This is a genomic window from Tenacibaculum aiptasiae (assembly GCF_965221665.1).
Lineage (GTDB): Bacteria > Bacteroidota > Bacteroidia > Flavobacteriales > Flavobacteriaceae > Polaribacter > Polaribacter aiptasiae.
The window spans coordinates 1,060,019-1,073,196 of sequence record NZ_CBDCSN010000002.1 but is presented as its reverse complement, the minus strand read 5'-3'; the positions used below and the strand labels follow the sequence as shown (position 1 = coordinate 1,073,196).

At 31.3% G+C, this 13,178-nt stretch carries 8 protein-coding genes; 7 read left to right on the top strand and 1 reads right to left on the bottom strand.

All coding sequences use genetic code 11. The features are described 5' to 3' along the window. Positions 1-147: 147 nt before the first annotated feature. Complete coding sequence (locus ACOQN8_RS05180) at positions 148-2,556, bottom strand: TonB-dependent receptor domain-containing protein (RefSeq protein WP_420551875.1); 2,409 nt, start codon at positions 2,554-2,556, stop codon at positions 148-150. 329 nt (positions 2,557-2,885) lie between these two features. Between ACOQN8_RS05180 and ACOQN8_RS05175 the strand changes: the two genes are divergently transcribed. The 7 genes from ACOQN8_RS05175 to ACOQN8_RS05145 all read left to right on the top strand — a co-directional run bounded on the left by ACOQN8_RS05175 (position 2,886) and on the right by ACOQN8_RS05145 (position 13,115). Then, positions 2,886-4,043 (top strand): homogentisate 1,2-dioxygenase, encoded by a 1,158-nt coding sequence (locus ACOQN8_RS05175; protein ID WP_150898260.1) that lies wholly within the window; start codon positions 2,886-2,888, stop codon positions 4,041-4,043. Between the two features lie 22 nt (positions 4,044-4,065). Next, entirely contained in the window at positions 4,066-5,226 is a 1,161-nt protein-coding gene (gene hppD, locus ACOQN8_RS05170) for a 4-hydroxyphenylpyruvate dioxygenase (RefSeq protein WP_235274352.1), read from the top strand. Positions 5,227-5,396: 170 nt separating this feature from the next. After that, positions 5,397-6,314, top strand: coding sequence for a tryptophan 2,3-dioxygenase family protein (locus tag ACOQN8_RS05165; RefSeq protein WP_420551874.1), 918 nt, complete (start codon positions 5,397-5,399; stop codon positions 6,312-6,314). 97 nt (positions 6,315-6,411) lie between these two features. Then, positions 6,412-7,188: a DUF3108 domain-containing protein gene (locus ACOQN8_RS05160; protein ID WP_272150500.1), complete on the top strand. Its 777-nt coding sequence runs from the start codon at positions 6,412-6,414 to the stop codon at positions 7,186-7,188. Between the two features lie 96 nt (positions 7,189-7,284). Beyond that, positions 7,285-8,598, top strand: coding sequence for a peptidoglycan DD-metalloendopeptidase family protein (locus ACOQN8_RS05155; protein WP_272150501.1), 1,314 nt, complete (start codon positions 7,285-7,287; stop codon positions 8,596-8,598). Positions 8,599-8,605: 7 nt separating this feature from the next. Continuing rightward, positions 8,606-10,174, top strand: coding sequence for a glucose-6-phosphate isomerase (pgi, locus tag ACOQN8_RS05150; RefSeq protein ID WP_420551873.1), 1,569 nt, complete (start codon positions 8,606-8,608; stop codon positions 10,172-10,174). A gap of 136 nt (positions 10,175-10,310) precedes the next feature. After that, the gene (locus ACOQN8_RS05145; RefSeq protein WP_420551872.1) at positions 10,311-13,115 is read left to right on the top strand and encodes a TonB-dependent receptor; all 2,805 of its coding nucleotides are present in this window, start codon (positions 10,311-10,313) and stop codon (positions 13,113-13,115) included. Positions 13,116-13,178 lie beyond the last annotated feature (63 nt).

Below are 13,178 nucleotides of genomic sequence, written 5' to 3'. Positions count from 1 at the left end.
ATTAATTTTAAATTAAAAACTCTATTTTTTTGACTTTTAAGAATATATGATTTGTTATCGAATGTTGTTAAAAGCAAAAAACCTGATTTAAAACCAGGTTTTTCATTAATTAAAATTGAATAATCTCTGTGAGATAGATAAACAAACTTAAAATTTATAAGTAAAAGTACCTAAGAAAGCTCTTGGTGCTTGCGGAGTTACAGTACTCCACCCTTTATAATATTCTTTATCTGTTATGTTATTAGCTTTTATACTTGCTCTAAAGGTATCATTCTCATAGTAAATAGATGCATTGAAAATAGTATAAGAAGGAAGTATAAAATCACCAGCAGTTGGATAACCAACCATTGTGTTATAATCACTAGCTCCATTGAAACCTAGACCTAAACCAAAGTTTTTGGCTACACCATCTAAGAATTTATAATCAGCCCAAAAGTTGTAAGAAGTTTCAGGACCAGCTTCAGCTAAACGTCTTCCAATTAAATCAGGTCTCGATGCAGATTTAGTAACTTTTGCATCGTTATAACTAAATCCTCCTCTTAAGTTTAATCCTTCAATTGGATTTGCATTTAATTCTAACTCAAAACCTTTACTATTGATAGTACCATCTTGCTGCTTGTTTGCTCCAAATCCCATAACCTTATCTTTTACAGTAATGTCATAGTAACTAAGAGTAGCTTCAAGCTTGTTGTTGAATAAGTTTGATTTCACACCAAACTCTAATTGATTAGCTTGTTCTAAATCGTATGATTGAATTCTAGTCCCTGCAGCTGGATTAGTTAAATCGATAGGAACTCTTTCTGGATTTACATAACTAAATCCATTTTGATAATTAGCAAAAACAGATAATTTGTTTAAGATAGGTTGGTATACTACTCCAAACTTTGGTGAGAAAGTTGATTTAGTGTATGTTTTGTCATCGTCGCTAGCATCGTTGGCATCACCTTTATATTCAAATCTGTCATAACGAACTCCAGCCATTATAGATAACTCTGGTAATATATTAGCAACGTCTGAAATATATCCACTTAAAACATTTTGATTAAGATCAGAGTTAGATCTAGGTACATTAGCTAAGACTGCATCAATATTACCTTTGTTTATTGGTAAGTTTGCAAAACCAAAAGCAGGTGGAACTGGAGTAACTTGACCTTGAGGAGTAACTACATGTATACCTCTAAAACCAGAGCTTTGATCAATAGTTTGTGATTCTAAATAATCAACACCTACTAAAATTCTATTTCTTACATTTCCTATTTTAATATCACCTGTAAAGTTTTGTTGTAAAGCTAATGTGTTAGTTTCAGCATCAGTATTTTGAGCATATAGTCCAAATAAATTAGCTTGCAGATTGTATAAATACGTGTAATATCCTTGTGACTTTGCATTACCTCCAGCAACTATTGTTTGAGAAGACCAATTATCAGAAATTTTATAGGCAATTTCACCTCTATAATTCTGAGTTGGGTTTTTTATAGAAACATCATCACTAGTCAATGATTTATTTCTATCATAATTTAACTCTGCTAAATTTTTAAATGTTAGAGGGGCTCCTCTGTTTAAAAATAAGAAAGTTTGGTTAGTCTGATTTGTTGAAGATAATTCGTAGTTAAAGTTTAAAGTTAATCTGTTGTTAACTTTATAAGAAATAGCAGGAGCTAAGAATAAAGCTTTTCTAAATCCAGCATCTTGAAAACTATCTTCAGTTTGATAACCAGCATTTAACCTTAATGAAATGTCTTCGTTGTCTTCTACATTAGTATTTACATCAAGAGTTAACTTTTTAAAGCCAAAAGAACCTGCACCAACAGTAATGTTTCCACCAGTACCTTTATAAGGTTTTTTAGTAACTACATTAATTAATCCACCATAAGAAGTAACAGTACTACCAAATAAAGTAGCTGAAGGTCCTTTTATAACTTCAATTCTTTCTACATTATCAGGATTAATAAAACCGTTAGTAATACCAGGAACACCATTTACTAATTTAGGTTGAACAGAAAAACCACGTATTGAGTAATATCCTGCACCGTCTCCACTTCTACCTGTAGATGACCATAATTTCTCAACACCAGTAGTGTTTTTTAATGCATCTTCAAAACTAGTAACAGATTGAGAGATTAATAATTGATTAGTAACAGTACTATAAACTTGAGAGTTTTCAATATTCTTTAAAGGTAATTTTGCTACATAGGCAGATTTTTTACGAGAAAATTTATTTTTTCTATCAGTATCTATAATTACTTCTTGTAATATTTCATTTCCTTCAAACAAAGTAATGTTAAGGTTGTTAGAAGGAGCGGAAATAGTAATATTTTTGGTTTTAAAACCTATAAAAGAAGCAACTAATACTTGCTCTCCTTGATTAACTCCATTAAGAGTAAAGTTTCCATCAATATCAGTTTGGGTACCGATTGTTGAGTTTTTTATAGTAAGGTTTACGCCAACTATAGGCTCATTATTGTTATCAACGACCCTACCGCTAATAACACTGTTTTGAGCAAACGAACTTACCACAGCTATTAAAAATAGCATGGTTGTTATAATTGTTTTCATTGTTTTTATTTAGATTTATTTAATATAATTAGAAAAACAGCACAAATATATTTATGAAAAAATTAACAACAAACTTTATTTAGATTAATTTTAAATAAATTTCAATACTTTTTTGAATTCTAAGAAGATATAATGTGTTTTTAAATTTGGTATATTTGTAAACACACAACAAAAACTAATGAAAATGCATTGGGAAGGTCTTTTAGCGCATTTAAAATATATGATAAAACGTAATCCAGAATAATTGCCTTATAAATATTAACGATTAGTAAAAAAGAGTAGTGTTTCTTATTAAGAGCATTATATAAAATCATTAAAAATATAAGGTTATGCCATTTTATCATAAATTAGGGAAAATCCCACCAAAACGACACACACAATTTCGTAAAGAAGATGGGAGCTTGTATTACGAACAGCTTTTTGGTACCATTGGTTTCGACGGTATGTCAACCAATAGTTATCATGAGCACAGACCTACTATGGTTAAAGAAATTCGTAAACAATATTCTGTTGCGCCAAAAATAGCGAAAGCTAATAATATACAATCATACCGTTTTAGAGGATTTCAAGTACCACCTGAAAACGATTATTTAGAGAGTAGAAAAGTAGTTTTAACAAACTCAGATTGTAATATCATATTATCAGCACCAAAGCATTCAACAAAAGACTATTTTTATAAAAACACCGATGCAGATGAGGTAATTTTCATTCATAAAGGATCTGGAAAATTACGTACAATGTTAGGTAATATCGATTTTAAATACGGAGATTATCTAGTAATTCCTAGGGGAATAATCTATAAATTAGATTTTGATGATGAGAATAATAGACTTTTTATAGTAGAGTCTTACTCCCCAGTATATACACCTAAACGTTATAGAAACTGGTTTGGTCAATTATTAGAGCATTCACCATTTTGTGAACGTGATTTAAGAAGGCCTGAAGAATTAGAGACTTATAATGAATTAGGAGATTTCTTAATTAAAGTAAAAAAACAAGGGGAAATTATAGAAATGGTATACGCTTCACATCCTTTTGATGTAGTAGGTTATGATGGATATAATTTTCCGTATGCGTTTTCAATTCACGATTTTGAACCAATTACTGGTCGTATTCACCAACCGCCACCAGTGCATCAAACATTTGAAACAAACGCATTTGTAATTTGCAGTTTTGTACCAAGATTATACGATTATCATCCGAATGCAATTCCAGCTCCATACAATCATAGTAATATAGATTCTGATGAGGTATTATATTATGTAGATGGTGATTTTATGAGTAGAAACGATATCGATGCAGGGCATATTTCATTACACCCAGCAGGAATCCCTCATGGACCACACCCAGGAGCTACGGAAAGAAGTATTGGAGAAACAGTAACAGAAGAATTGGCTGTAATGGTAGATACTTTTAAACCATTACAAGTAACAGAAGAGGCGATGAAGATTGCAGACGAAGATTATTATAAGTCTTGGTTGGAATAACAATAACTAACAAAACAACATCATGAGTAAAGAGATAAAATCAGTAAACTACGGTTTAGAAAAAATATTTGAAGGAGCACAAGACTTCTTACCACTTTTAGGAACAGATTATGTAGAGTTTTATGTAGGTAATGCAAAACAATCTGCTCACTTTTATAAAACAGCATTTGGTTTTCAATCATATGCATACAAAGGATTAGAAACAGGATCTACAGATTCTGTAAGCTACGTGTTAACACAAGACAAAATTAAATTAGTTTTAACAACACCATTAAATAGTAAATCACCAATTAACGATCATATCGTAAAGCATGGTGACGGTGTAAAAGTTGTAGCGCTATGGGTAGAAGATGCTCGTAAAGCTTGGGAAGAAACAACTTCAAGAGGAGCAAAATCATACATGGAGCCTACTGTTGAAACTGATGAACAAGGAGAGGTAGTTCGTGCAGGTATTTACACTTATGGGGAAACAGTTCACATGTTTGTAGAGCGTAAAAACTACAATGGAGTGTTTTTACCAGGATTCCAAGAGTGGAAAACAGATTACAATCCACCAAGTGCAGGGTTGAAATATATTGATCACATGGTTGGAAATGTAGGATGGAATCAAATGGATAAGTGGGTAAAATGGTATGAAGATGTAATGGGATTTGTAAACTTTTTATCGTTTGATGATAAGCAAATACATACAGAGTATTCAGCTTTAATGAGTAAGGTGATGTCTAACGGAAACGGAAGAATTAAGTTTCCAATCAACGAGCCAGCAAAAGCAGCAAAGCGTTCTCAAATTGAAGAGTATTTAGATTTCTACGAAGGTGAAGGAGTTCAGCATATCGCTGTAGCTACTGATGATATAATTAAAACAGTATCTCAGTTAAAAGCTAACGGAGTTGAATTTTTACCACCGCCACCACAATCATATTACGACATGATTCCTGAGCGTTTAGGAGAGCATATGGAAATTATGAAAGAAGATATTTCTGAATTACAAAAGCTATCAATATTGGTAGATGCTGATGAAGAAGGATATTTATTACAAATTTTCACAAAACCAGTAGAAGATAGACCAACTTTATTCTTTGAAATAATTCAACGAATGGGAGCTCGTGGTTTTGGAGCAGGAAACTTCAAGGCATTGTTTGAATCTATTGAAAGAGAACAACAATTAAGAGGTACACTATAAAGACAAAAGTCTAACTAAAAACAAAAACCAAGAATCAAAACTTACATGTTATGTTTCTTGGTTTTTAGTTGAAAAAATGGATCGATATTTAAATATAAAATCTCCCTTCTCGTAAAGTTCACTAACATAAACGAAAGTGAATTTTATACCTATTTTTAATAAACAAAACAATGAGTAAAGAAGAAATATTAAAGTCAATAGAAAATAAATACGAAGAATTAGGAGTGCCAGTAGAAGCAATGTTAGAAGGCTTACTGTGGAGTAAACCTATAACCTATTGGGATTATATACAAACCGATGCACTTTTAGGATTGCAAATTCCTAGAACAACACAACCAGATGAAATGGTGTTTATCATGTATCATCAAGTAAATGAGTTGTTGTTCAAAATGATTCTTTGGGAAATAGATCAAGTTGCAAAGTCAAACGATATATCTGCAGAAAAATTCACCAAACACCTAATGAGAATTAGTAGATATTTTGATGTTTTAAGTAGTTCTTTTTCAGTAATGGGAGAAGGAATGGATGTGGAGCAATATTTGAAATTTAGAAATACTTTAACTCCAGCAAGTGGTTTCCAAAGTGCACAATACAGAAAAATAGAATTTGCATCAACAGAGTTAATTAATTTAATTGATGCCCGTTTTAGAGATACTATTGATAGAGATTCTTCATTTAAGAATGCCTACGATCATTTGTATTGGCAAGCAGCAGGTAAAAATTATTCAACAGGACAAAAAACTACCTTATTAAAGTTATTTGAAAAGAAATATATGGGTGAATTTATTGATTTTATGGAAGATTATAACGATTGTAACCTTTCAAAAAAGTTTAAGCAATTGCCTGATGAAGTTCAAAAGAATAAAGAGTTAGTAGAAGCGATGCGTCATTATGATTATACAGTTAATGTAAAATGGGTAATGGCACATTATAATGCTGCTGGGAAATACTTAGGTGGAGATGATACAGCACTTGAAGCAACAGGTGGAAGTAATTGGAGAAAATATTTACACCCAAAATATCAACGAAGAATTTTCTTCCCATATTTATGGAGTGAAGAAGAGCTGAAAAATTGGGGGACATTTTAATTTTAACAATATAATAAGTTTAAAAAGAGGTTTGTTTTAACCTCTTTTTTTATTTTGGAATGGTAATTGTCTATCATTTTTCATAAGTTTGAATGTCATGAAGAAAAAGATACTTTTTATTTCCATATTGTTTTTTGCTATACAAAGTTTTAGTCAAGAAAAAATAACAGCATTTAAAGGCGGTGAATGGTTAAAGTTTAGAATGAGTTATAGCGGCTTTTTAAAAGCTGGTAATGCTACATTATCATTAAAGGAAGAAAACTTGAATGGTAAAAAGGTGCTACATGCTACAGGAAAAGGATGGACTACAGGGATGATTAAATGGTTTTTTAAAGTAGATGATAATTATCAATCATATTTTGATAAGAATACTGGGAAACCATATTTATTTAAAAGAAAAATAGATGAAGGTGGTTATAAAAAACATCGTCAAATAACATTTAATCATAAAAATAATACAGCATATGTACAGGATTTTCTAAAACAAAAAGACAGTATTATTTCTATAAAAGGTCCACAGGATATGATTTCTACTTTCTATTTCTTAAGAAGTCACGATACCCAAAAAATGAAAAAAGGTGAAGAGATAAAAGTAGATATGTTTATGGACGATAAATCCTATCCTTTTAAATTACGTTTTTTAGGGTTTGAAACTTTAAAGACAAAATTTGGTAAGGTAAAAACTCAAAAGTTTAGACCTTTGGTGCAAGCAGGAAGAGTTTTTAAAGCTCAAGAAAGTGTAACTGTTTGGATTACTGCCGATGACAATAAGATTCCAATAAAAATGAAAGCCTCATTGTCTGTAGGTTCACTTCGTGCTGAATTAGAAGCATATAAAGGTTTAGCAAATCCATTTGAAATTATAGTTGATTAATAAGGAGTTATAAGATGTTTAGATATTGTTAAAGTGTTAAAAGCAAAAGTTTTTATTTGTACTTTTGCGCACAAACTCAATTTTAAAACAACTTTTTTGAAAAAACTCATCTTCCCTTTTCTTAGTCTCGTATTTTTATTTTTTATCTCGTGTAAAGAGGAAAAGAAAGCTCCTGTAGAACCAGTTGTTAAAATTGAAAAACCTAAGCCTGTTTATGTATTTGGGTATAATTTAGACGACTATGATATTGTCAATGATACCATAAAAAATGGAGAGAGTTTTGGTATTATATTAGATAGGCATCATGTGATGTATCCAAAAATTAATCAAATTGCGACAAAAATAAAAGATACTTTTGATGTAAGGAGGATACGTTCAGGAAAAGCATATACCATTTTAACATCTAAAGATTCATTAGCAAAAGCACAGGTTTTTATTTATAAACAAGATAAAGTAAATGCAATGATAGTAGATTTTAAAGACTCTATTATATCTGCATATAGATTTAAGAAAAAAGTAAAAACGGTTGAAAAGGAAATAGCAGGAGAAATATATTCAAGTTTATCAGTAACTATGGATAGCTTAGGATTAAGACCTACTTTAACAAATACTGTTGCCGATATTTATGCATGGACTCTTGATTTTTACAGATTACAAAAAGGAGACAAGTTTAAATTAATTTATGAGGAACGTTTTATTAATGATACTACCTTTGTTGGGTATGGAGAAATAAAAGCAGCTGTTTTCAATCATAAAGGAGAAGATTTACATGCTTATAAGTTTGTGGCAGATTCTATTAAGAATATTGCTGAATATTATGATGAAAAAGGAAATATGCTAAGACGTGCCTTTTTAAAATCGCCAATAAAATTTCAATATAGAATCTCTTCTAGATATAATTTAAGAAGACGTATTAAGTTATATGGTAATAGAATTAGAGCGCATAGGGGAACCGATTTTGCAGCTAAATATGGAACACCTATTATGACCACGGCTAGTGGAACGGTTGTTGAATCTGCCAGAAGAGGAGGAAACGGTAACTACGTAAAAGTAAAACATAATAGTACTTACTCAACACAATACTTACATATGAAACGAAGAAATGTAAGAGTAGGTGATTATGTAAAACAAGGAGATATTATAGGTTGGGTAGGAATGACAGGAAATACAAGTGGACCACATGTATGTTATCGTTTTTGGAAATATGGAAGACAAGTCGATCCTTTTAGACAAAAACTACCATCTGCAGAACCATTAGATCCAAAAATAAAACCAACTTTTTTTAAGTTTATAGAACCATTAAAAAAACAGTTGGATACTATACCTTTTCCAGAAAAGAAACCTAAAATAGCTGAAGAAAAAAAAGATACACTTTTAGCTAAGAAATTAGAAGTAATAGAAAAACACTAAATCAATTATGCCTTTACCAAACATAAATCCAACTCAAACAGAGTCATGGAAAAAGTTGACAGAACATTTTAACGAAGCAAAAAATAATAGTTTAAAAGAGTTATTTTTAAAGGATAAGAATAGAAAGAAAAATTTTTCTATTTGTTATAATGATTTTGAAGTAGATTTTTCAAAAAACCATATAACAGAAGAAACAATTAGTTTATTGGTTTCTCTAGCAAAAGAAGTAGGCTTAGAAGAAGCAATAGAAAAATGTTTTTCAGGAGAAAAAATAAATGAAACAGAAAATAGAGCTGTATTACACACGGCTTTAAGAAGTAATTCTGAAGAACCAGTTCTTGTAGATGGTAAAGATATAAAGCCTAAAGTACAAACGGCTTTAAGAAAAATAAAAAGCTTTAGTAATAAAGTTATCTCAGGAAAGTGGAAAGGATATACAGGAAAGTCTATTACAGATGTAGTTAATATAGGTATTGGAGGTTCAGATCTTGGTCCAGATATGGTAGTGGAAGCATTACAATATTATAAGAACAAACTAAATACACATTTTGTTTCTAATATAGATGGTGATCACGTTTCAGAAGTATTAAAAAAATTAGACCCTGAGACTACATTATTTGTAATAGTATCAAAAACGTTTACAACTCAAGAAACATTAACCAATGCAAATACTATTAGAGATTGGTTTTTAAAATCAGCCACAGTTTTTGATATCACAAAACATTTCGTTGCGGTATCTACAAATTTAGAAGCAGTAAACAGTTTTGGTATAGATAAGAAAAATGTTTTTCCAATGTGGGATTGGGTTGGCGGAAGATTTTCTTTATGGTCAGCCGTTGGTCTATCAATAAGTTTATCGGTAGGTTATGATAATTTTAAAGAATTATTAGATGGAGCTGAAGAAATGGATGTTCATTTTAAAACAGCTGATTTCGATAAAAACATTCCTGTAATTTTAGCATTATTAAGTATTTGGTATAATAATTTTTATGGAAGTGAAACAGAAGCAGTACTTCCGTATAGTCAATACTTATCTAAACTTCCAGCATATTTACAACAAGCTATTATGGAAAGTAATGGTAAAGGAGTAGATAGAAATGGAGAAGAAATAAATTATCAGACAGGAACAATCGTTTGGGGAAGTACAGGAACAAATATGCAACATGCATTTATGCAATTAGTTCATCAAGGAACAAAATTAATTCCAACTGATTTTATTGGATATGAAGAATCATTATATGGTTTAACAGATCACCATAAAAAGTTAATGGCTAATTATTATGCACAAATGGATGCATTAGCGTACGGAAAAACAAAAGAAGAGGTGCATCTAGAGTTAAAAACAGAAAATAAACTAGATCAAATAAATAAATTACTTCCTTATAAAGTGTTTAAAGGAAATAGGCCAAGTAACTCACTTTTGTTCAAAAAATTGACTCCAAAGACTTTAGGAATGTTAATTTCAACTTATGAACACAAAATATTTACACAAGGAATTGTGTGGAATATTTACTCTTTTGATCAGTTTGGTGTTGAATTAGGTAAGGAACTTGCTAAAAAAATGCTAAAAAACTAAAAAAACTCCTAAAATTTAACTCGTTGTTTATGAGGTGTTGTTAAGTCAATGTTAAAAAACTTAACATTAAGTTAATGTTGGCAAGGTATAAAAGCAAGACCTTTGCCTCCGCATTTAATAACAATTAGATTAAACAATGAGAAAATTTAAAAATGTTTTACTTGTAGCTTTGTTCTTTGTAACAGCTACAGTTTTAGGACAAACTAAACTTACTGGTATAGTGGTTGACGAAATGGGTGAGCCGTTACCAGGAGCTAGTGTCGTAGTTAAAGGGACTACAAATGGAACGGCGACAGATTTCGAGGGACAGTTTATGTTAAACGCTAAATCAAATTCTGGAGCAGTAGTTGTATCTTTTGTTGGATACAATAGCAAAGAAGTAGCTTATTCTTCTGCGAGCACTAATTTAGGAACAATCGAATTAGAGCCAGCTAATATTTTAGGAGAAATAGTTGTTACTGGATTAATCGATGTTGCTAAAGATAGACAAACTCCAGTGGCAGTGTCTACAATTAAAGCTTCTGAAATTCAAGAGAGATTAGGTTCTCAAGAATTTCCAGAGATTTTAAATACTACTCCTTCTGTTTATGCTACTAAAGCTGGTGGAGGTTACGGAGATTCAAGAATAAACATTCGTGGATTTTCACAAGAAAATATTGCAGTATTAGTAAATGGAGTTCCTGTAAATGATATGGAGAACGGTAGAGTTTTCTGGTCTAACTGGGCAGGAATTTCTGATGTAACTACAGCAATGCAAGTACAACGTGGTTTAGGATCTTCTAAATTAGCGATTTCTTCTGTTGGAGGTACAATTAACATTATTACTAAAACTACTGATAAAAAAGAAGGTGGTTCTGTATTAGCTTCTTACGGTAATGATAACTACTTTAAAACTTTAGCTACTTATTCTACAGGTAAAAACGAAAAAGGTTTTGCTTCTTCTTTCTTATTAAGTAGAACATCAGGAGATGGTTATGCTAACGGAACAGAATTCGAAGGATATAACTACTTTATAGGTCTAGGTTGGGAACTTAATGAAAAGCACGATTTACAATTTATGTTAACTGGTGCACCTCAAACACACAACCAAAGATCTGGAAGTTTCTTCGCAGCAGCTACTTTAGCTGACTACGTAAAATATGGAACTAAATATAACTTCAACCATGGTTATTTAAATGGTAAAGAGTTTAACTGGAGAAAAAACTTTTATCATAAACCAGTAATGTCTGTAAATTGGAACTGGGATATTAATGATAATTCTTCTTTATCTACTTCTGCTTACGTTTCTTTTGGACGTGGTGGTGGAACTGGAGACATCGGTCGTATCGGTGGAGGAAGATTTGCTAGTGATACAGCTTTAAGAAATCCAGATACTGGAGAAGTTTTATGGGATGAGATAGTTAAGTCTAACTCAGGTCAAGGAGGAACATTTAGTGAAGGATTTACTTCAACTAATACTCCAGATTTTCAAACTGGTACATTCATAGTAAACGATCCTGATTTATATAGTGGATTTAGTTCATTCAGAGATCCAGCTGATAGATTAGACGGAGTTAACAGAAGAAACGGTATTATCCGTAGAGCTTCTATAAACTCTCACAACTGGTATGGAGTTTTATCTAACTTCAATACTCAATTAAACGAAAACTTAACATTAGATTTAGGAGTTGATTTAAGATCTTATACAGGTATACACTATAGAAGAGTAGATCACTTATTAGGAGCTGATGGTTACCGTGATAATGATGATGTTAACAACAGATTTAACATTTTAACAACTGAGTATAGTTCAGATTTAGGAAGCTTAATCAATGTATTAAAAGATACTGATAAAGAGCAAAAAATCGATTACCACAATGATGGTCAAGTACGTTGGGCTGGAATCTTTGGACAGTTAGAGTATAAGAATGATGATATTTCTGCATTCATACAAGGATCTGTTTCTCACCAAGGATTTAAAAGAATTGATTACTTCAACTATTTAGATACTGACCCAGCTAGAGAAACTGCTTGGAAAAATATCTTAGGAGGAAATATTAAAGGAGGTCTTAACTGGAATATTAACGAAAAACACAATGTTTTTGTTAATGGAGGATTCTACTCTAAGCAACCAAACTTTGATGCAGTTTTCTTAAACTTCAGAAATGATTTAAATGCTGATCCTAGAAACGAAAAAGTAATTGCTTTTGAATTAGGATACGGATATAGAACTGAAAGATTTAAAGCAAACGTAAACTTATATAGAACTCAGTGGAAAGATAGATTCATTTCTCCTTCAGCTAATTTCGATATAAACAATACTCCAAATAACCGTTTTGATGATGAGCAAGGTACTGCTAATGTTTCAGGTGTTGAGCAAATACACATGGGATTTGAGTTAGACTTTACTTATGACATTACAGATGATGTACGTTTCATCGGTATGACTTCTATTGGAGATTGGGAATACAAAGGAAACTTATTAAACAATCCAGCATTTGACAGCAACCAAAATGCAATCGGTACTATTGATTTATACTTAGACGGTATTAAAGTTGGTGATGCTGCTCAATTTACTGCACGTATGGGAATTGATGTTGATGTAACTGAAAACTTTAGTATCGATTATAGCCAAAGATTTGTTGACAGATTATTCGCTAGAATTAATGCTGAGGACTTTAGAACTGCTGCTCAAGGAGCTAGAGGATCTTTACAGTTACCAGGATACTCTGTTGCTGATTTAGGTTTATCTTATAAGTGGAACTTTAACTCTGAGTCTAAACAATCTTTAAACTTCAGATTTAACATTAACAACTTATTCGATCAAGAATATATTTCAGAATCGTTAACAAATACACACGCTGATGCTAACTCTGTTACTTATAACGGTGTAGATGTAAGAAATAAAGTATTCTTTGGTTTTGGAACTACATGGAACATGTCTGTTAGATATAACTTCTAATTCTTAACCGAGAATAAAATTTAAAACCACCTCAATTGAGGTGGTTTTTTTATGCATAAAAAA

Bases quoted from the DNA above. Each gene is read 5' to 3' on its own strand.
- ACOQN8_RS05180 (WP_420551875.1), bottom strand. From the start codon at position 2,556: ATGAAAACAATTATAACAACCATGCTATTTTTAATAGCTGTGGTAAGT.
- ACOQN8_RS05175 (WP_150898260.1), top strand. From the start codon at position 2,886: ATGCCATTTTATCATAAATTAGGGAAAATCCCACCAAAACGACACACA.
- hppD (WP_235274352.1), top strand. From the start codon at position 4,066: ATGAGTAAAGAGATAAAATCAGTAAACTACGGTTTAGAAAAAATATTT.
- ACOQN8_RS05165 (WP_420551874.1), top strand. From the start codon at position 5,397: ATGAGTAAAGAAGAAATATTAAAGTCAATAGAAAATAAATACGAAGAA.
- ACOQN8_RS05160 (WP_272150500.1), top strand. From the start codon at position 6,412: ATGAAGAAAAAGATACTTTTTATTTCCATATTGTTTTTTGCTATACAA.
- pgi (WP_420551873.1), top strand. From the start codon at position 8,606: ATGCCTTTACCAAACATAAATCCAACTCAAACAGAGTCATGGAAAAAG.
- ACOQN8_RS05145 (WP_420551872.1), top strand. From the start codon at position 10,311: ATGAGAAAATTTAAAAATGTTTTACTTGTAGCTTTGTTCTTTGTAACA.